Source organism: Streptomyces sp. NBC_00525 (assembly GCF_036346595.1).
Lineage (GTDB): Bacteria > Actinomycetota > Actinomycetes > Streptomycetales > Streptomycetaceae > Streptomyces.
In genome coordinates, this window is sequence record NZ_CP107834.1 from 1,814,707 (window position 1) to 1,834,304 (window position 19,598).

A 19,598-nucleotide genomic window follows, 5' to 3' on the forward strand; every position below is an offset into this window, starting at 1 on the left:
GGCCCGCGACGGGCGACGGCTTTCGGGGCCGCCGCCCGTACCGTCTCAGCCCGGCAGCCCCGGCAGCTCCGGCGGCACCTTCGCGGCCACCCGCTCCAGCGACTCCAGCCCGATCCGGACCGCCTCGTCCAGCTGCGGATCACGTCCCTCGGCGTGGTCGCGCGGCGTCATCACGACCTCCACGTCCGGGTCGACGCCGTAGTTCTCGACGCCCCACCCGTAACCCTCCAGCCAGAACGCGTACTTCGGCTGGGTGATGCGTGTGCCGTCGACGAGCCGGTAGCGGTTGTCGACGCCGATGACGCCGCCCCAGGTGCGTACGCCGACCACGGGCCCGATCTTCAGGGCCTTGATCGCGGCGTTCACGATGTCGCCGTCCGAGCCGGAGAACTCGTTCGCGACGGCGACCACCGGGCCGCGCGGCGCGTCGGCCGGATAGCTGGCGGGGCGCATGCCGCGCGGCAGGTCCCAGCCGACGATGCGGCGGGCCAGCTTCTCCACGACGAGCTGCGAGGTGTGGCCGCCGCGGTTCTCCCGGACGTCCACGACCAGGCCCTCGCGCGCCATTTCGGTGCGCAGGTCGCGGTGGATCTGGGCCCAGCCGGCGCCCACCATGTCCGGGACGTGGAGGTAGCCGAGCCGGCCGCCGGACCGCTCGTGGACGTACGCCCGCCGGTCGGCGACCCACGCGTGGTAGCGCAGGGCCTCCTCGTCGGCGACGGGTACGACGACGACATGGCGCCGCTCGCCCCCGTCCGCCGGGGCGACCGTCAGCTCGACGGGCTTGCCGGCCGAGCCGGTGAGCAGCGGCGCGGGCCCGGTCAGGGCGTCGACGGGCTGCCCGTCGACGGCGACGATCGTGTCCCCGGCCCGTACGGCGACGCCGGGCGCGGCGAGCGGCGAGCGGGCCGCCGGGTCCGAGGTCTCCGAGGGCAGGACGCGGTCGACGCGCCAGCCGCCGTCCTCCCCGCGCGACAGGTCCGCGCCGAGGAGCCCCTGCCGGGCGGCCTCGTCGCGCCAGCCGCCGGGCGGGGTCACATAGGCGTGCGAGGTGCCCAGCTCGCCGTGGACCTCCCAGAGCAGGTCGATGAGGTCGTCGTGGGTCGCGACCCGCTCCAGGACCGGGCGGTAGCGGTCCAGGACACCGTCCCAATCGACGCCGCCCATGTCGGGGCGCCAGTAGTTGTCCCGCATGAGGCGCCCGGTCTCCTCGTACATCTGGCGCCACTCGGCGGCCGGGTCGAGGGTGCGGCGGATGCGGGACAGGTCGACGGTGACGGCGTCGTCGTGGTCGTCGTCACCGGCGGGCACCCGGCTGTCGGAGGGGACGACGGACAGCTTGCCGCGGTTGATGATCGCGAGGCGCTTCCCGTCACCGCTGACCGCGAAACCGCCGACGTCGGAGGAGAGTTCCTCGCAGCGCAGCTTCTCCAGGTCGTAGCGTTCCAGGACGGTGTCGGGGCGGCGGGAGTCGGGCCCGGCGCCGCTGGTGCCGAGGACGCCGGTGAGCGGGTGGCGCAGCCAGAGCAGTCCGTCGCGCGCGGCCCTCAGCGAGGAGTAGACGGCGGCTTCGACGGGAAGGGGCACGATCCGGTCGGCGAGGCCGTCCAGGTCGATGCGGGTGATGGGGAGCGCGGTGGGGTTGTCCTCGCCGTCGCCGCCCTTCTCCTTCTCCGTGGGCCGGCCGTGCAGTTGCGGGCCGAACGGGGACGGGGTGGTCGCCGCGAGCGTCAGCAGATGCGGCCGGCAGGAGCCGATGAACGCCAGGTCGAAGACGTGCGCGTCGTAGACGGGGTCGAAGGCGCGCTCGGAGAGGAAGGCGAGGTGCTTGCCGTCCCCGGTGAAGGCGGGCGCGAAGTCCCGGAACCGCAGCGGGGTCGCCTCGTGGACCGCGAGGTCGGCGATGTGGGCGAGCTTGATCTGGCTGAGCGGCTCGGGGCCGGGGTGCGACCAGGCGAGCCAGGCGGAGTCGGGCGACCAGGCGAGGCCGGAGGCGTCGCCGTACTCGCTGCGGTCCACCTCGTGGATCTCGCCGCTCTCCCGCTCGACGACGAGCACCCGCCCGTCGTGGGCGGCGACCGCGAACCGGCTGCCGTCCGGGGCGGGGGCGAGGTCCAGGACGCGGCCGAGCCGGCCGGCCGCGAGGCGGTGCGGCACGGCGCCGGGGGCGGTGCCGGTGGCGGGGGCGATCTCCAGCGCGTCGTCGCCCTCGGCGTCGGTGACCCAGACGACCTGCTGGTCGCCGTCGGCCTGGAAGGTGCGCGGCAGCCGGGCCCGTACTCCGGGTTCGGCGGCGAGCGCGCGGACCGGGCCCTCGCGGTGGGTGACCCAGTGGACGGCGCCCCGGGTGCAGACGGCGCTGCCCCGGCCGGTGCGGTCGGGCGAGGCGCTGGTCAGGTGGGAGTCGGAGTGCAGCGGGTAGGGCTGGAGGTCGGCGCGCTGGCCGCCGAGCCGGACCTCGACCCGGCGCGGCTCGCTCTCCAGGTCGTCCAGCAGCCACAGTTCACCGGCGCTCGCGTAGACGACCCGGGTGCCGTCCGTGGTGGCGTGCCGGGCGTAGAAGCCGTCGACGGGTGTGTGCCGGCGCAGCCCGGTGCCGTCCGGCAGGGAGGAGTAGAGGGCGCCGACGCCCTCGTGGTCGGAGAGGAACGCGATGCGCTCCCCCACCCACATCGGGCACTCGATGTTGCCGTCGAGGTCGGCGTGGACCCGGACGAAGTCCAGCGGGTCGTCCCCGGTGGCGATCCAGAGCTTGCCGGCCGTGCCGCCCCGGTAGCGCTTCCAGGCGGCGGCCTCGCGGCCCATGGTGGCCGAGAGCAGCAGGACGCGTCCGCCGGGCCCGTACGCGAGGGAGCCCACGGGCCCGTACGGGAGGGTCCGCGCGGGGCCGCCGTCGACCGGGACGGCCCGCGCCCAGGTGCGGCGCAGCGAGACCTGGCCCTGGGTGCTGGTGACCAGTACGTCTCCTTCGGGGGTCCAGCCGCGCACGGTGGTGCGGGAGTCGCCCCAGTGGGTGAGCCGCCGGGAGGGTCCGCCGTCCGCGGGGGCGATGTGCACCTCGGGCGCCCCGTCGCGGGTGGAGGTCCAGGCGACGAGGGTGCCGTCGGGAGATATGCGCGGCTGGGTGACGGGACGGTTGTCTGCGCTGACCCGCCAGGCCCGGCCGCCGTCGAGCGGCGCGAGCCAGACGTCGTCCTCGGCGGTGAAGGCGATCTGATCACCCTGGACATGGGGGTACCGGAGGTAGGAAGGCTGTGTCACACGGTCACCCTAGGCCGCGGGCATGCCTGGTGGCACGGGGTTGGCCGGAGTACGTCGTGCGCCGCCGGGGCGGCCTCGGCGGCGCGTCCGGATGTGCCCGCGGGGTATGCGGACCATCGGGGTACGGCAACTGGCGCTTCCACGCGGCTACTTGCCGGGTTGAGCGGTGACCGTCACGGTCACCGTGACGGTCGGGCGCACGCCCTGCCCCGGTGCTCCGGCGGGCGGCCTGCTGGTGGCGGGCGCCGCGCAGTTGCCGAGAAGGGTGGCCCGGAAGACGGTGCGTCCACCGGTCTTCGCGGTCATGTCGCCGCGTACGCACCGCCCTTCGACCGCCTGTGTGACCTGGCCGCCGAGCGCGATGGTCCGGCCGTCCTCCGTCCGGCCGTCGCAGTCCACGCGGGCGGTGCGGCGGGTGGTGGCGGGCGCTCCGGAGGCGGTGCCGGCCTCCTTGGCGCCGTTTCCTTCGAGCGAGGCCATACAGGTCAGCCACCGCACCCGGACGCCTTCGTGCTCCAGGGCGCGGGTGGCGGTGTGGTCGGTGGTCAGCGCCACCGAGGCGGTGTTCAACGCGCCGATCCCGTCGGCCGGTTCGCAGGCGGCGAGGCCGGTGACGGCCGCGACGGCGAGGCAGAGTACGGCCGGAAAGCGTCGGGCCGCCGGACGGCCCCATGCCCTTGATGTCCCCATACGGGCAGCTTCCCACCACAACGGACGGTGCGGTAGGCCGCTTCCGGGCACATCCACCCCTTCGGGGGCCGGTTACGACCAGCGCCCCGTGCGTCCGAGCAGCAGGGCGGTGGCCGCGGTGCCGGCCGTCGAGGTGCGCAGCACGGTGGGGCCGAGCCGGCAGACGCGGGCCCCGGCCGCGGTGAACACGGCCAGTTCCTCCGGGGAGACGCCGCCCTCGGGTCCGACGACGAGCACGATCTCGCCCTCGCCGGGCAGTTCGACGGTGGCCAGCGGTTCGCTGTCGTGGTCGCGGTCCTCGTGCAGCACGGCGGCGAAATCGGCCGCCGCCAGCAGGGCCGCGACCTGCTTGGTGGTGGCCAGATCCGCCACCTGCGGGAACAGCACCCGGCGGGACTGCTTGCCGGCCTCGCGGGCCGTACCGCGCCACTTCGCCAGGGACTTGAGGCCGCGGTCGCCCTTCCACTGGGTGATGCAGCGCCCCGCCTGCCAGGGCACGATCGCGTCCACGCCGGTCTCGGTCATCGTCTCCACGGCGACCTCGCCCCGGTCCCCCTTGGGCAGGGCCTGGACGACGGTGATGCGCGGGGCGGGGGTCCGCTCCTCGCGGACCGGGTCCAGTCCGCCGACGACCAGCCGGTCCTTGCCCTCGGCCGCGCGTACGACGCCGCGTGCCCACCGGCCCCGGCCGTCCGTCAGGACGACCTCCTCGCCGGTGCGCAGGCGCTTCACCGAGACGGCGTGGCGTCCCTCGGGCCCGTCGAGGACCAACTCGGGGGCGTCCGGCAGTTCTTCGACGACGAAGACGGGTGCCGTCACTGGGTACTCCTCGTGCTCACGGCCGTGCGTGCGGCGTCCAGTTCGTCGGCGAGCAGCCGGACCAGCCGGCCGGCGGGCAGCTCGCGGGCCATCCGGTGGCCCTGCCCGGCCCACAGGGCCATGCCCTGCGCGTCCCCGGCGCGCGCCGCGGCCCGGCGCAGCACGGAGGTCATGTGGTGGAGCTGGGGGTAGGCGGCGGGCGCGTGCGGCCCGTGCTCGCGTACGAAGCGGTTGACCAGGCCGCGTGCCGGGCGCCCGGAGAACGCCCTGGTGAGGGTGGTGCGGACGAACAGCGGGTTGGTCAGGGCCTGTTTGTGCAGGGCGTGCGCGCCGGACTCGGGGCAAACCACGAAGGCGGTGCCGAGCTGGGCGGCGTCGGCGCCCGCCGCGAGCACCCCGGCGATCTGGGAGCCGCGCATGATGCCGCCCGCGGCGACGACCGGTATCTGCACGGTCTCGCGGACCTGGGCGACCAGGCTCAGCAGCCCGGTCCCGCCGTCGTCGGCGGGGTCGTCCCGGAAGGTGGAGCGGTGGCCGCCGGCCTCGGTGCCCTGGGCGCAGACGGCGTCGGCCCCGGCCCACTGGGCGGCCTGGGCCTCCTCGGGCGAGGTGACCGTGACGACGGTGTACGTACCGGCCGCGGCGAACGCGTCGAGGGTGTCGCGCGAGGGGCAGCCGAAGGTGAAGGAGACGACCGGGACCGGGGCGTCGAGGAGGACGGCGAGCTTGTCCTCGTAACCGTCGTCGCCGGAGACGTCCGGGTCGCCGAGGGCGGTCTCGTAGCAGGCGGCCTCGCCCGCGAGCTGCCGGGCGTACCCGTCCAGGACGGCCGGGTCGGCGGGGCTGTGCTGCGGCATGAAGAGGTTGACGCCGAAGGGCTGCGCGGTCAGTGCGCGCATCTGCGCGATCTCGTCGCGCACGGCGTCCGGCGTCTTGTACCCGCCGGCCAGGAAGCCGAGCCCGCCGGCCTCGGAGACGGCGGCGGCGAGCTGCGGACAGGAGGGGCCGCCGGCCATGGGGGCCTGCACGATCGGGTACCGGCACAGGTCGGTCAGCGCGGAGGACATGACCGCATCGTGTCATGTCCTCCCATGTCCCGTGCCGTCCGCCCCGCGACGGCGGGGTGTGCGGCCGCGGTACGGGCCCCGGACCGGGCCCGTACCGCGGGGACGCATGCCGTCAGCGGCCGTTGAAGGCGTCCTTCAGGCGGGAGAACAGGCCCTGCTGGCCGGGCTGGAACTGGCCGGTGGGCCGCTCCTCGCCGCGCAGCTCGGCCAGTTCGCGCAGGAGGCGCTCCTGCTCGGGGTCCAGCTTCATCGGCGTGGTCACCTCGACGTGCACGATGAGGTCGCCGCGACCGCCGCCGCGCAGATGGGTGATGCCGCGCCCGTGCAGCGGGACGGACTGGCCGGACTGGGTGCCGGGCCGGATGTCCACCTCCTCCAGGCCGTCCAGCGTCTCCAGCGGCACCTTGGTGCCGAGGGCCGCCGCCGTCATGGGGATGGTGACCGTGCAGTGCAGGTCGTCGCCGCGGCGCTGGAACACCGCGTGCGGCAGCTCGTGGATCTCGACGTAGAGGTCGCCGGCGGGGCCGCCGCCGGGGCCGACCTCGCCCTCGCCCGCGAGCTGGATGCGGGTGCCGTTGTCGACACCGGCGGGAATCTTCACGGTCAGCGTGCGCCGCGAGCGGATGCGGCCGTCGCCGGCGCACTCCGGGCACGGGGTCGGCACGACCGTACCGAAGCCCTGGCACTGCGGGCAGGGGCGCGAGGTCATGACCTGGCCGAGGAAGGACCGGGTGACCTGCGAGACCTCACCGCGGCCGCGGCACATGTCGCAGGTCTGCGCCGAGGTGCCGGGGGCCGCGCCCTCGCCGCTGCACGTGGTGCAGACGACGGCCGTGTCGACCTGGATGTCCTTGGTGGTGCCGAAGGTCGCCTCGGAGAGGTCGATCTCCAGCCGGATCATGGCGTCCTGGCCGCGCCGGGTGCGCGACCGGGGACCGCGCTGCGACGAGGTGCCGAAGAACGCGTCCATGATGTCGGAGAAGTTGCCGAAGCCGCCCTGGCCGAAGCCGCCCGCGCCACCGCCGCCGGACTGCGAGAGCGGGTCGCCGCCGAGGTCGTAGACCTGCTTCTTCTGGGCGTCCGACAGCACCTCGTAGGCGGCGTTGATCTCCTTGAACCGCTCCTGGGTCTTCGGATCGGGGTTGACGTCCGGGTGCAGCTCGCGGGCGAGCCTCCGGAATGCCTTCTTGATCTCGTCCTGGGAAGCGTCGCGGCGCACGCCGAGTACGGCGTAGTAGTCCGTGGCCACTTACGACTCCGCCAGGATCTGTCCGACGTAACGTGCCACTGCGCGTACCGCTCCCATCGTTCCGGGGTAGTCCATGCGGGTCGGTCCGACCACGCCGAGTTTGGCGACTGCCTCGTCGCCCGAACCGTAGCCGACCGCGACGACGGACGTGGAGTTGAGCCCTTCGTGGGCGTTCTCGTGCCCGATGCGTACGGTCATGCCCGAGTCCTTGGCCTCGCCGAGCAGTTTCAGCAGCACGACCTGCTCCTCCAGTGCCTCCAGCACCGGCCGGATCAGCACCGGGAAGTCGTGTCCGAAACGGGTGAGGTTGGAGGTGCCGCCGATCATCAGCCGCTCCTCCGTCTCCTCGACGAGGGTTTCGAGCAGGATCGAGAGAACGGTGGACACGGTTCCCCGGTCCTCGCTCTCGAAGGATTCCGGCAGATCCTGCACCAGCTGCGGGACGTCCGCGAAACGGCGCCCCACCACCCGGCTGTTGAGCCGGGCCCGCAGGTCCGCGAGGGAGGTCTCGCCGAACGGCGCCGGGCAGTCCACCATCCGCTGTTCGACCCGGCCGGTGTCCGTGATCAGCACGAGCATCAGCCGCGCCGGGGCCAGCGAGAGCAGTTCCACGTGCCGCACGGTCGAGCGCGTCAGCGAGGGGTACTGCACGACGGCGACCTGCCGCGTCAGCTGCGCGAGCAGCCGCACGGTCCGGCCGACGACGTCGTCGAGGTCCACGGCGCCGTCGAGGAAGTTCTGGATGGCGCGGCGCTCCGGCGACGAGAGGGGCTTGACGCCCGCGAGCCTGTCGACGAAGAGCCGGTAGCCCTTGTCCGTCGGGATGCGCCCCGCGCTGGTGTGGGGCTGGGCGATGAAGCCCTCCTCCTCCAGCACCGCCATGTCGTTGCGGACGGTGGCAGGGGAGACCCCCAGCTTGTGCCGCTCCGTGAGCGCCTTGGAGCCGACCGGCTCCTCGGTCCCGACGTAGTCCTGGACGATGGCGCGCAGCACTTCGAGTCTGCGTTCGCTGAGCATCGCGCGCACACCTCCAGCTGTCTGCTCCATTGGTTCCCGGGCCTTTCCCCGAGATCCTTCCTGGCACTCTGTGCGTACGAGTGCCAGCGATCCCCGGCCAGTGTACGGGGCCGGGGTGGGCCGGTAGCAAGGGTGACCGGCCACGCTACCGCGAGACCGCGCAGGTCCCTGCCGATAGCGTCGCCGTATGGACGCCTCTTGGGAAGACTTCGGATGGGAGCGGCTGGGTCCCGGAACCGGCCGCCGGCGCCTTCCGGTCTGGGACGCGACGGCCCTGCTGGTGGCGGGGAGGGACGGGGTGCTGCTCTGCGACACCGGCTCGTCCCTGCGCGAGGGAGTGGAACTGCGCACACAGGCGCGGGCGCTGCTCGGCCGGAGGGTGACGCACATCGCACTCAGCCACCCCCACTTCGACCACGTGCTGGGCACGGCCGCGTTCGCCGGGGCGCGGGTGTACGGGGCTTCGGGCACGGCGGACCTGCTGCGGCGGGGAGCGGACGCGCTGTACGCGGACGCGGTGGCGCACGGGCTGCCGGAGCCGGACGCGGCGGTGTCCGCCGATGTGCTGGTGGCGCCGCACGACGAGGTGTACGGGGAGCGGACGCTGGACCTGGGCGGCCGTGAGGTGCTGCTGGTGGACATAGGGCCCGCGCACAGCGGCCACGACCTGGCGGTGCTGGTGCCGGGCGCCCCGGCGCTGGTGTTCTGCGGTGACCTGGTCGAGGAGTCCGGCGAACCCCAGGCCGGTCCGGACGCCCGGCCCGCGCGCTGGCCGGCGGCGCTGGACCGGCTGCTGGAGCTGGGCGGCGAGGACGCGCTGTACGTGCCGGGGCACGGCGCCGTGGTGGACGCGGCGTTCGTCCGGGCCCAGCGGGAGGCGCTGGCGGCGCGGGTCGAGGGGCCGTAGGACCGCTCCCGGTTCCGGCTCGGCGTGTCGTGGGCCGTCCCCGCTTATCGTCGTGCGATGCGCAGCTACCAGCCCGATCTGACCCCGCCGTGGAAGAAGTCCGCCCCCGCCCCGGAGGTGCCCGCCGAGCCCGAGCTGGTCGTGGAAGAGGCCGTCACCGGCTTCTGCGGTGCGGTGATCCGGTGCGAGAAGACCGCCGAGGGGCCCACCGTGACCCTGGAGGACCGCTTCGGCAAGCACCGCGTCTTCCCGATGGCGCCGCGCGGCTTCCTGCTGGAGGGCCGGGTCGTCACCCTGGTGCGCCCCTCGGCCGGCGGCCCGGCGCGCCCCACGCGTACGGCCTCCGGCTCGGTGGCGGTGCCCGGCGCGCGGGCCCGGGTGGCGCGGGCGGGGCGGATCTATGTGGAGGGGCGGCACGACGCGGAACTGGTCGAGCGGGTCTGGGGCGACGACCTGCGCATCGAGGGCGTGGTCGTCGAGTACCTGGAGGGCATCGACGACCTGCCGGCGATCGTGCGGGAGTTCGCGCCCGCGCCGGATGCCCGGCTGGGGGTGCTGGTCGACCACCTGGTGCCCGGTTCCAAGGAGTCCCGGATCGCGGCGCGGGTCTCGGACGCCGACGTGCTGGTGGTCGGCCACCCGTACATCGACGTGTGGGAGGCGGTGAAGCCGGCGTCGGTGGGCATCCCCGCCTGGCCGGTGGTGCCGCGCGGACAGGACTGGAAGACGGGCGTGTGCCGGGCGCTGGGCTGGCCGGAGAACACCGGCGCGGCCTGGCAGCGCATCCTGGCCTCGGTGCGCAGCTACCGCGACCTCCAGCCCGAGCTCCTGGGCCGGGTCGAGCAGTTGATCGACTTCGTCACCGCTCCGGAGTGACGCCCGGCGGCCGGCCCGGCCGGACGGCCCGTCGGACGGCCCGTCGGACGGTCCTGTGGTGGCGGGGCTAGTCGACCAGGTCCCGCACCACGGCGTCGGCCAGCAGCCGGCCGCGCAGGGTGAGGACCGCCCGGCCCGCGTCGAACGGCGCCGGCTCCAGCAGGCCGTCCGCCACGGCGCGGCGGGCGGCGGCGAGTCCGGCGGGGGCGAGCAGGGAGAGCGGGCAGCCCTCGACGAGCCGCAGCTCCAGCAGGATGCGCTCGACGCGGCGGTCCTCCTCGGACAGGATCTCGCGCCCGGCACCCGGCGACCGGTCCTCGCCGATCGCCTGCGCGTACGCCCCCGGGTGCTTCACGTTCCACCAGCGCACCCCGCCGACGTGGCTGTGCGCTCCGGGGCCGGCGCCCCACCAGTCGGCCCCGCGCCAGTACAGCTCGTTGTGCAGGCAGCGGCCCTCGGGGGTGCGGGCCCAGTTCGACACCTCGTACCAGGAGTACCCGGCGGCGGTCATCGCCTCGTCCGCGATGAGGTAGCGGTCGGCGTGCACGTCGTCGTCGGTCATCGGGATCTCGCCGCGCTTGATCCGGCGGGCGAGGCCGGTGCCCTCCTCGACGATCAGGGCGTACGCGGAGATGTGGTCGGGGTCCGCGCCGATCGCCGCGTCCAGCGATGCCCGCCAGTCGTCGTCGGACTCGCCGGGGGTGCCGTAGATCAGGTCGAGGTTGATGTGCTCGAACCCGGCCGCGCGCGCCTCGGCGACGCATGCCTCGGGCCGGCCGGGGGTGTGGGTGCGGTCGAGGATCTTCAGGACGTGCTTGCGGGCGCTCTGCATGCCGAAGGAGATCCGGTTGAAGCCGCCCTCGCGCAGCTCGGCCAGGTAGGCGGGGCCGACCGACTCCGGGTTGGCCTCGGTGGTGATCTCGGCGTCCGGCGCGAGTCCGAACTCCTCGCGCACCGCCGCCAGCATCCGGACCAGGTCGGCGGCGGCGAGCAGGGTGGGTGTGCCGCCGCCGACGAAGACCGTGCGGACCGGGCGGGGGTCGTCGCCGAGGACCTTGCGGGCCCGGCGGACCTCGCCGATGAGATGGGCGGCGTAGTTGTCGCGGGAGGCCAGGGCGCCGCCGGAGCCGCGCAGTTCGGTCGCGGTGTAGGTGTTGAAGTCGCAGTAGCCGCAGCGGCTCGCGCAGTACGGCACGTGCAGATAGAAGCCGAGCGGGCGGCCGGCTGCGCCTTCCAGGGCATGGCGGGGCAGCGCCCCGTCGTCGGGCACGGGTTCACCATCGGGCAGTACGGAAGGCATACCGCCCATTGTCGCGCGCCGCCCGGCGACCGTGCGCCACGCCCGTGTCCCGGCCGCCGCCACCGCCCCGGCCGACCTCACCCGCCCCAGACGCCGCCCGCCCGCGCCGCCGTCACTCGGCCTGGAGCACCAGCAGGGCCAGGTCGTCGTCCGGCGGGCGCTCGGCGAAGTCGTGCACGGCGCGCTTGATGCACTCCGCGATCCCCTCGGCGCTCAGCCCCGCGCAGCCGGACAGTGCCCGCGCCAGGCCGTCGCCGTCGTCGAACATCAGCCCGCCCGAGCGGCGCTCCGTGACCCCGTCGGTGACGCAGAGCAGGCTGTCGCCGGGGGCCAGGTCGAAGCTCTGGGTCTCGTAGACGGCGTCGTCCATGAGGCCGAGCAGCAGCTGCGGTTCGGCGGCGGGGCGCACCGTGCCGTCCGGGCGCAGCAGCAGCGGCAGCGGGTGTCCGGCGCTGGCCAGGGTGCAGCGGGCGCCGCCGCCGGGCAGCGGCACCAGCTCCCCGTACAGCAGGGACAGGAAGCGGGACTGGCCGCCGTTGTCCTCGGAGTGCTGGCCGCCGGCGGCGGCGACCATGAGCGCGGCGGCCTCGGCGGCCTCCATGGCGTCGTCCAGGAGCAGCCGGTTGAGCCGGACCAGGACCTCGCCGGCCTGGAAGCCCTCGCGGGCCAGCAGCCGCAGCCAGGGCCGGGCGAGGCCGGTGACGACGGCGGCCTCGGGGCCGCTGCCCTGGACGTCGCCGAGCACGAAGCACCAGCGGTCGCCGGGGCACGGGAAGATGTCGTAGAAGTCGCCCCCGACGACGCCGTCGTCGCTCGGCTCGTAGACGAGGGAGCTGGCGACACCCGGTATCTCGGCGACCTTGCTGGGCAGCAGGCCGCGCTGGAGGATGCGGCTGATGGTGGCCTGCCGGGTGTACGCGCGGGCGGCGCCGACCGCGAGGCCGACCCGGCGTACGAAGTCCTCTATCAGGGCCGTCAGCTCGTCGGGGAGGCGCAGGGTGGACTCGCGCCCCAGGAGTACGGCTCCGAGGGTGCGCCCGCCGGAGGTGATCCGGTAGGCGAAGGCGACGCCCTCCTCCTCGCCCGGCGGTTCGCCGTCCCACTCGTCCGGTGGTTCGCCGTCCTCGGCGCTGCCGGGCCACGGCATGGTGACGGCGCCGGTCCCCACGCGTTCGGGGAGCCGGAGCGGGTCGCCCTCCAGCAGGGCGCGCAGCGGCCCTATGCGCTCCTCGTCCACGTGCCAGACCTTGGCGAGGCGCGGGACGGCCGCCGGTCCGCCGCTCTCGGGCTCCAGCCAGATCGCGCACCAGTCGGCGAGCCGGGGTACCAGTAATTGTCCGGCGAGGGCCGCCACGATGTCCTCGTCGAGCTGGCCGGCCAGCAGGTCGGACGCCTCGGCGAGGAAGGAGAGCGCGCCGCGCCCGGCCCAGTCGCCGTCGTCGCGGGCGGTGCGCCGGACGGTGGGGGCGAGCAGTTCGGCGCGCAGGCCGCGGTCGAGGCCGCCCTCGCCCCGTCCCGCCGGGAACGGGTTCCAGTCGTCGACGGGGAGCCGGGCCCAGACGGTCTTGGCGCCCGCGCGGTAGGTGATGCCCCACCGTTCGGCGAGGGCGGCGACGATCTCCAGGCCGCGTCCGTAGTCGGCGGGGGCGCCGGCGGCCTCGGCGGCGCTGTGTCCGTGGTCGCCCCGGACGGTGCGGGCGGGGTGCTGGTCGGAGACCTCCAGGATCAGCGCGGACGCCTCGTCCTCGGTGGCCTCCTCCAGCCGGAAGTACAGTTCGACGGTGGTGCCCGCGTGGACGACGGCGTTGGTCACCAGTTCGCTGACGATCACCGCCGCGTCCTCGGACAGCCGCTCGCTGAACCCGACCGCCGCGGGCAGCCCGAGCGCGGTCCACTCGGCGAGCGCGGCGGTGACGAACCGCCGGGCCGCCGCGGGCGCGAGGAGGTTGCCGGGCAGGCTGGTCCGGGCGACCGGCCGGGTGCCGGCGGCAGCGGTGGTTCCGGGACGCTGCACGATGTCCCGCTGCAAGGGAATGGACCCCACAGGGCGGCTCCTGACCTGTTCTCGCTCTGCCTGTTTCTCCGTTGTGCGCCGCTGACGACACGGACAGAGTGACAGATCGACCCTCCGCATACGCGCCGAGTTACCGAAGTGGGTGGTGAAGAGGTTGCGGGAAGAACGCGCCGACCCCCCGCGCCGTTGTGCGCGGGGGGCTTGCAGGGGGCGCGCGAAGCACCGGCGGGCGCCCGGCGGGGCGCCGGTTCACGCCTGCCGGGAGTCGTTACGCGCGTACCGGAAGTCGGTACGCGCGTGCCCGGAGGTCGGTCCACGCCCGCCGGCGTGTCGGTCAGGCCTCGCGGGAACCGGCGTACATCTCCTCGATCAGGTCCTTGTAGGTGCGCTCGACGACGGGTCGCTTGAGCTTGAGGCTGGGCGTCACCTCGCCGTGCTCGATGTCGAGGTCGCGCGGGAGGAGGCGGAACTTCTTGATGGTCTGCCAGCGCTGGAGGCCGTCGTTGAGCCGCTTGACGTAGCCGTCGATCAGCTCGACGGTCTTCGGGGAGGCCACGACGTCCGCGTACGGCTTGCCGGCCATGCCGTTCTCGGCGGCCCAGCCGAGGATGGTGGGCTCGTCCAGGGCGATCAGCGCGGTGCAGAAGTTGCGGTCCGCGCCGTGCACCAGGATGTTCGAGACGAACGGGCACACGGCCTTGAACTGTCCCTCGACCTCGGCCGGTGCGATGTATTTGCCGCCGGACGTCTTGATGAGGTCCTTCTTGCGGTCCGTGATCCGCAGGAAGCCGTCCACGGAGAGTTCGCCGATGTCGCCGGTGTGGAACCAGCCGTCGGCCTCCAGCACCTCGGCGGTCTTGTCGGGCAGTCCCTGGTAGCCCTGCATGATGCCGGGGCCGCGCAGCAGGATCTCGCCGTCGTCGGCGATCCGGACCTCGGTGCCGGGCAGCGGTTTGCCGACCGTGCCGGTGCGGTAGCTCTCGCCGGGGTTGACGAAGGAGGCCGCGCTCGACTCGGTGAGCCCGTAGCCCTCCAGGATGTGGATGCCGGCGCCGGAGAAGAACAGTCCGATGTCGGTCGCGAGCGCGGCGGAGCCCGAGATGCAGGCGCGCAGCCGGCCGCCGAACGCCTCGCGGATCTTGGCGAAGACCAGGGCGTCGGCGACCTTGTGCTTGGCGCCGAGACCGAAGGGCACGGACGCCTTGCCGGTGCGCCGGAAGTTGTCCTGGGAGACGCGGGCGTACTCGCGGGCGACGCCGGCCGCCCACTGGAAGATCTTGTACTTGGCGGCGCCGCCCGCGCGGGCCTTGGCCGCGACCCCGTTGTAGACCTTCTCGAAGATGCGCGGGACCGCCGCCATGTAGGTCGGCTGGACGACCGGCAGGTTCTCGATGATCTTGTCGACGCGGCCGTCCACGGCGGTGACGTGGCCGACCTCGATCTGCCCGGAGGTGAGGACCTTGCCGAAGACGTGGGCGAGCGGCAGCCAGAGGTACTGGATGTCGTCCTTGGTGATCAGGCCGGTGGCGACGGTGGCCTTGGCCATGTACGACCAGCTGTCGTGCGGCAGCCGTACGCCCTTGGGGCGGCCGGTGGTGCCCGAGGTGTAGATGAGGGTCGCCAGCTGCTCGGAGGTGATGGCGTCCACCCGCTCCCGGATCGCCTCCGGGTTCTTCGCCAGGTGCTCGGCGCCCCGGGCCTCCAGCTCGGCCAGGGTGAGCACCCAGCCCTCGGGGTCGCCGTCGGCGGGGCCGACGCCCTCCCCGTCGATGACCACGACGTGGGCGAGGGCGGGCAGCTCGGCACGGCGCTCACGGGCCTTGGCCAGCTGCACGGCGTCCTCGGCGATCAGGACCCGGCTCTCGGAGTCGGAGAGGATGAACGCCGACTCGTCGGCGTTGGTGGTGGGGTAGACCGTGGTGGTCGCGGCTCCCGCGCACATGACGCCGAGGTCGGCGAGAATCCACTCCACGCGCGTGGACGAGGCGAGCGCGACGCGCTCCTCCGGCAGCACGCCCAGCGAGATCAGCCCGGCGGCCACGGCGTACACCCGCTCGGCCGCCTGCGCCCAGCTGAGCGACTTCCATACATCGGGCCCCTCGCCGCCGGCCGCCGGCACGGGGTAGCGGTACGCCTCCCCGTCCGGGGTGGCCGCCACCCGGTCGATGAAGAGGGTCGCCACGGAGGGCGGACGGTTATCGATCATGGTCTGTGTGTCGCTCACGACATCCTCCGGGCCTGCGGCGGTACTTCACGACCGGCTGCTGCTTGATGTGATCCTGCGTGCTGCGATCCCGCTTGTTTAACTGGCGAGTAACCAAGAAGTCGTGATCAGAGTAGAGCGCCCGCGCGCCCCGCGTAAGGGGCATTCGGACCCCGCTTGATAACGAACGGGCCCCCGCACCGCAGCGTGCTGCGATACGGGGGCCGCCGGTCCTGCCCGGGAGGCTACTTCTTGCCCTTGCCCTCCCCGGCGGACTCGTCGGTCGACAGCACGGAGATGAACGCGTCCTGCGGCACCTCCACGTTGCCGACCATCTTCATCCGCTTCTTGCCTTCCTTCTGCTTCTCCAGCAGCTTGCGCTTACGGGAGATGTCGCCGCCGTAGCACTTGGCGAGGACGTCCTTGCGGATGGCGCGGACGGTCTCGCGGGCGATGACGCGGGAGCCGATGGCCGCCTGGATCGGCACCTCGAAGTTCTGCCGGGGGATGAGCTTCTGCAGCTTGGCGACCAGGCGCACCCCGTAGGCGTACGCCTTGTCCTTGTGGGTGACCGCGGAGAACGCGTCCACCTTGTCGCCGTGCAGCAGGATGTCCACCTTGACGAGCTGGGCGGACTGCTCGCCGGTGGGCTCGTAGTCGAGGGAGGCGTAACCCCGCGTCTTGGACTTCAGCTGGTCGAAGAAGTCGAAGACGATCTCGGCGAGCGGCAGCGTGTAGCGGATCTCGACGCGGTCCTCGGAGAGGTAGTCCATGCCGAGGAGGGTGCCGCGGCGCTGCTGGCACAGCTCCATGATCGCGCCGATGAACTCGCTGGGCGCCAGGACCGTGGCCCGCACGACCGGCTCGTGCACCTTGTCGATCTTGCCCTCGGGAAATTCACTCGGGTTGGTGACGGTGTGCTCGGTGCCGTCCTCCATCTCGACCCGGTAGACCACGTTGGGCGCCGTGGCGATGAGGTCGAGGCCGAACTCGCGCTCCAGCCGCTCGCGGACCACGTCCAGGTGGAGCAGGCCGAGGAAGCCGACGCGGAAGCCGAAGCCCAGCGCCGCGGAGGTCTCCGGCTCGTACACCAGGGCGGCGTCGTTGAGCTGGAGCTTGTCCAGGGCCTCGCGCAGGTCGGGGTAGTCCGAGCCGTCCAGCGGGTAGAGCCCGGAGAACACCATCGGCTTGGGGTCCTTGTAGCCGCCCAGCGCCTCGGTCGCCCCGTTGTTCAGCGAGGTGATCGTGTCACCGACCTTGGACTGCCGGACGTCCTTCACACCGGTGATGATGTAGCCGACCTCGCCGACGCCGATGCCGTCGGAGGGCGTCATCTCCGGCGAGGAGACGCCGATCTCCAGCAGCTCGTGGGTGGCGCCGGTCGACATCATCCGAATGCGCTCGCGCTTGTTCAGCGAGCCGTCCACGACACGGACGTACGTGACGACGCCCCGGTACGAGTCGTAGACCGAGTCGAAGATCATCGCGCGGGCGGGGGCGTCCGCGTCGCCGACCGGGGCCGGGACGTCCCGGACGACGCGGTCGAGCAGCGCGTCCACTCCCATACCGGTCTTCGCGGAGACCTTCAGCACGTCCTCCGGCTGGCAGCCGATGAGGTGGGCCAGCTCCTCGGAGAACTTCTCGGGCTGCGCGGCCGGCAGGTCGATCTTGTTGAGCACCGGGACGATGGTGAGGTCGTTCTCCATCGCCAGGTAGAGGTTGGCCAGGGTCTGGGCCTCGATGCCCTGGGCCGCGTCCACCAGCAGGATCGTGCCCTCGCACGCCGCGAGCGAGCGGGAGACCTCGTAGGTGAAGTCGACGTGTCCCGGCGTGTCGATCATGTTGAGGACATGGGTGCTGCCCTGGCCCTCACCGGTGGTCGGCGCCCAGGGCAGCCGGACCGCCTGGGACTTGATGGTGATACCGCGCTCGCGCTCGATGTCCATCCGGTCGAGGTACTGAGCGCGCATCTGCCGCTGGTCGACCACTCCGGTCAGCTGGAGCATCCGGTCGGCAAGGGTCGACTTACCGTGGTCGATGTGCGCGATGATGCAGAAGTTGCGGATCAGCGCCGGGTCGGTACGGCTCGGCTCGGGCACGTGGAGAGGAGTCGCGGGCACGCAGGGTCCTGATTCTTGAGACGCCGGACGCCGTGTCTCGGGTCGATGTCGGGTCGGGGCGGATCGGTACGTAGCTTCCATCGTCCCACGCCTGCGGGGCGGCGACCGGTTTGGGCCGGTCCGAGGGCTGCTGCTACCGTGGACAGCTGTGCCCCGTGGCTCTCGGGCCGTACGGACACTCCTAGAAGATCCAACGAACCTGAAAAGGCTCTTTCGTGGCGAACATCAAGTCCCAGATCAAGCGGAACAAGACGAACGAGAAGGCGCGCCTGCGCAACAAGGCCGTCAAGTCGTCGCTCAAGACCGCGATCCGCAAGGCCCGCGAGGCCGTCGTCGCGGGTGACGTCGAGAAGGCCACCGTGGCCGTCCGCGACGCCTCCCGTCAGCTCGACAAGGCTGTCTCGAAGGGTGTCATCCACAAGAACGCCGCCGCCAACAAGAAGTCGGCGCTGGCCGCCAAGGCTGCCACCCTCCAGGGCTGAGCGATCTGAGCACCGCCGGAACGGATCAAGCGGGCCCTCTACCCCGCTCCTGACCGGCCCCCGCGTCGCACACCGAACCTGCGTTCGCCACGCGGGTGCGACGCACCCTTCTGTACCCGAGGCCCCGCCACCCTTTCCCCAGGGTGAAGCGGGGCCTTCGGCGTATGCGGGGTGCCCGGCGTACGGCGCGGCTTCCCGCGCACGCGCATGCGCATGCGCATGCGCATGCGGGGAGGTCTATCGGGGGCCGCGTCCGGCCCGTGCGGCGCCGGCCACCGCGACCACGGCCTTCTCCAGCGCGTACTCGGGGTCGTCGCCGCCGCCCTTCACGCCCGCGTCCGCCTCCGCGACCGCCCGCAGCGCCACGGCGACGCCGTCCGGGGTCCAGCCCCGCATCTGCTGGCGGACGCGGTCGATTTTCCACGGCGGCATCCCCAGCTCGCGCGCCAGGTCCGCGGGGCGCCCGCCGCGCGCCGACGACAGCTTGCCGATCGCCCGTACGCCCTGCGCCAGGGCGCTGGTGATCAGGACCGGCGCCACGCCCGTGGACAGCGACCAGCGCAGCGCCTCCAGGGCCTCCGCCGCCCGCCCTTCGACCGCCCGGTCGGCGACCGTGAAGCTCGACGCCTCGGCCCGCCCCGTGTAGTAGCGCCCGACGACCGCCTCGTCGATCGTGCCCTCGATGTCCGCGACGAGCTGCGACACCGCACTGGCCAGCTCCCGCAGGTCGCTCCCGATGGCGTCGACCAGCGCCTGGCACGCCTCGGGCGTCGCGGAACGGCCAAGCGTGCGGAACTCCCCGCGTACGAAGGACAGCCGCTCGGCCGGCTTCGTGGTCTTCGGGCAGGCGACCTCGCGGGCCCCGGCCTTGCGGGCCGCGTCGAGCAGGCCCTTCCCCTTGGCCCCGCCCGCGTGCAGCAGGACGAGGATGATCTCCTCGACCGGGTCGCCCAGATACTTCTTGACGTCCTTGACGGTGTCCGCGCCGAGGTCCTGCGCGTTGCGCACGACCACGACCTTGCGCTCGGCGAACAGCGACGGGCTGGTCAGCTCGGCCAGCGTGCCCGGCTGGAGCTGGTCGGGGGTGAGGTCCCGGACGTCCGTGTCGGCGTCGGCGGCGCGGGCCGCCGCCACGACCTGCCGCACGGCACGGTCGAGGAGCAGGTCCTCCTGCCCCACGGCGAGCGTGAGGGGGGCGAGCGGGTCGTCGGTGGAATTCCTTCTGGTGGCCATCGCCGTCCAGCATCCCACGGGCCACCGACAGCCCGGCCGCGACCGGGTCCGCCGCACCCCGCCCCGTACCCGAGAATGAGCACGTGAGCGATGAGAGACACGTCCTGGTGCTGCCCGACCGCGACGCCGCCGAGGAGGCGGCGCAGGAGCTGGCGGACCGCTTCGGCGTCACCGACGAACCGCAGCTCGTGCGCGACGCGCTGGCCGGCGAGGACGACGCCGAGGACGCCCAGTGGCTGGTGGTCGTGGAGGACCCGCGGGGCCGTCTCGACGCCGCCGCGCTCGACGCGTTCGCCGCCGAGTACGAAGGGTGGCTGGAGGCCCCGTGAGGTGCGGGCCGCCGCGCCGGCGGCCCGCGCG

At 73.2% G+C, this 19,598-nt stretch carries 15 protein-coding genes; 4 read left to right on the top strand and 11 right to left on the bottom strand.

The genetic code is table 11. The features are described from left to right. Window positions 1–45: 45 nt before the first annotated feature. From OG710_RS08115 to hrcA, 6 genes are all read right to left on the bottom strand, one after another. Entirely contained in the window at window positions 46–3,261 is a 3,216-nt protein-coding gene (locus OG710_RS08115) for a S41 family peptidase (protein ID WP_330238713.1), read from the bottom strand. Between the two features lie 147 nt (window positions 3,262–3,408). After that, complete coding sequence (locus tag OG710_RS08120; RefSeq protein WP_330238714.1) at window positions 3,409–3,951, bottom strand: hypothetical protein; 543 nt, start codon at window positions 3,949–3,951, stop codon at window positions 3,409–3,411. 72 nt (window positions 3,952–4,023) lie between these two features. Then, window positions 4,024–4,770: a 16S rRNA (uracil(1498)-N(3))-methyltransferase gene (locus tag OG710_RS08125; protein WP_330238715.1), complete on the bottom strand. Its 747-nt coding sequence runs from the start codon at window positions 4,768–4,770 to the stop codon at window positions 4,024–4,026. Beyond that, window positions 4,767–5,837 carry a nitronate monooxygenase gene (locus tag OG710_RS08130; protein ID WP_330238716.1) on the bottom strand — a complete coding sequence of 357 codons (1,071 nt, stop codon included), beginning with the start codon at window positions 5,835–5,837 and terminating at the stop codon, window positions 4,767–4,769. Before OG710_RS08130 ends, OG710_RS08125 begins: the two co-directional genes overlap by 4 nt. 112 nt (window positions 5,838–5,949) lie before the next feature. Then, on the bottom strand, window positions 5,950–7,086 hold the full coding sequence (dnaJ, locus tag OG710_RS08135; protein ID WP_330238717.1) for a molecular chaperone DnaJ: 1,137 nt from the start codon (window positions 7,084–7,086) through the stop codon (window positions 5,950–5,952). Continuing rightward, window positions 7,087–8,103 carry a heat-inducible transcriptional repressor HrcA gene (gene hrcA, locus OG710_RS08140; protein ID WP_330238718.1) on the bottom strand — a complete coding sequence of 339 codons (1,017 nt, stop codon included), beginning with the start codon at window positions 8,101–8,103 and terminating at the stop codon, window positions 7,087–7,089. It abuts the gene before it with no gap. Between the two features lie 187 nt (window positions 8,104–8,290). On the opposite strand from hrcA, the gene OG710_RS08145 reads away from it, so the two are divergent. Together OG710_RS08145 and OG710_RS08150 are read left to right on the top strand one after the other, a co-directional pair. After that, window positions 8,291–9,010 carry an MBL fold metallo-hydrolase gene (locus tag OG710_RS08145; protein WP_330238719.1) on the top strand — a complete coding sequence of 240 codons (720 nt, stop codon included), beginning with the start codon at window positions 8,291–8,293 and terminating at the stop codon, window positions 9,008–9,010. Window positions 9,011–9,067: 57 nt separating this feature from the next. After that, window positions 9,068–9,886, top strand: a complete 819-nt coding sequence (locus tag OG710_RS08150; protein WP_330238720.1) for a DUF3097 domain-containing protein — start codon at window positions 9,068–9,070, stop codon at window positions 9,884–9,886. A gap of 67 nt (window positions 9,887–9,953) precedes the next feature. Here the strand turns inward: OG710_RS08150 and hemW are convergent, their stop codons facing one another. The 4 genes from hemW to lepA all read right to left on the bottom strand — a co-directional run bounded on the left by hemW (window position 9,954) and on the right by lepA (window position 17,523). Next, window positions 9,954–11,186 (bottom strand): radical SAM family heme chaperone HemW, encoded by a 1,233-nt coding sequence (gene hemW, locus OG710_RS08155; protein ID WP_330238721.1) that lies wholly within the window; start codon window positions 11,184–11,186, stop codon window positions 9,954–9,956. Between the two features lie 112 nt (window positions 11,187–11,298). Then, complete coding sequence (locus tag OG710_RS08160) at window positions 11,299–13,215, bottom strand: SpoIIE family protein phosphatase (protein WP_330242190.1); 1,917 nt, start codon at window positions 13,213–13,215, stop codon at window positions 11,299–11,301. Window positions 13,216–13,534: 319 nt separating this feature from the next. Then, a complete protein-coding gene (locus OG710_RS08165; RefSeq protein WP_330238722.1) occupies window positions 13,535–15,424 on the bottom strand; it encodes an AMP-dependent synthetase/ligase in 1,890 nt (629 codons plus the stop codon). Between the two features lie 224 nt (window positions 15,425–15,648). Next, window positions 15,649–17,523, bottom strand: a complete 1,875-nt coding sequence (lepA, locus tag OG710_RS08170; RefSeq protein ID WP_111331766.1) for a translation elongation factor 4 — start codon at window positions 17,521–17,523, stop codon at window positions 15,649–15,651. Window positions 17,524–17,738: 215 nt separating this feature from the next. Here lepA and rpsT point away from each other — a divergent pair, with 215 nt between their 5' ends. Then, a complete protein-coding gene (rpsT, locus tag OG710_RS08175; protein WP_111331764.1) occupies window positions 17,739–18,005 on the top strand; it encodes a 30S ribosomal protein S20 in 267 nt (88 codons plus the stop codon). Window positions 18,006–18,242: 237 nt separating this feature from the next. Here rpsT and holA read toward each other — a convergent pair whose 3' ends face one another. Continuing rightward, complete coding sequence (holA, locus tag OG710_RS08180; protein ID WP_330238723.1) at window positions 18,243–19,238, bottom strand: DNA polymerase III subunit delta; 996 nt, start codon at window positions 19,236–19,238, stop codon at window positions 18,243–18,245. A gap of 83 nt (window positions 19,239–19,321) precedes the next feature. On the opposite strand from holA, the gene OG710_RS08185 reads away from it, so the two are divergent. Further along, window positions 19,322–19,567: a hypothetical protein gene (locus OG710_RS08185; RefSeq protein ID WP_330238724.1), complete on the top strand. Its 246-nt coding sequence runs from the start codon at window positions 19,322–19,324 to the stop codon at window positions 19,565–19,567. Window positions 19,568–19,598 lie beyond the last annotated feature (31 nt).

Excerpts from the sequence above, each read along its gene's own strand:
- OG710_RS08120 (WP_330238714.1), bottom strand. The coding sequence starts at position 3,951 with ATGGGGACATCAAGGGCATGGGGCCGTCCGGCGGCCCGACGCTTTCCG.
- OG710_RS08130 (WP_330238716.1), bottom strand. The coding sequence starts at position 5,837 with ATGTCCTCCGCGCTGACCGACCTGTGCCGGTACCCGATCGTGCAGGCC.
- hrcA (WP_330238718.1), bottom strand. The coding sequence starts at position 8,103 with ATGCTCAGCGAACGCAGACTCGAAGTGCTGCGCGCCATCGTCCAGGAC.
- OG710_RS08145 (WP_330238719.1), top strand. The coding sequence starts at position 8,291 with ATGGACGCCTCTTGGGAAGACTTCGGATGGGAGCGGCTGGGTCCCGGA.
- OG710_RS08150 (WP_330238720.1), top strand. The coding sequence starts at position 9,068 with ATGCGCAGCTACCAGCCCGATCTGACCCCGCCGTGGAAGAAGTCCGCC.
- hemW (WP_330238721.1), bottom strand. The coding sequence starts at position 11,186 with ATGCCTTCCGTACTGCCCGATGGTGAACCCGTGCCCGACGACGGGGCG.
- holA (WP_330238723.1), bottom strand. The coding sequence starts at position 19,238 with ATGGCCACCAGAAGGAATTCCACCGACGACCCGCTCGCCCCCCTCACG.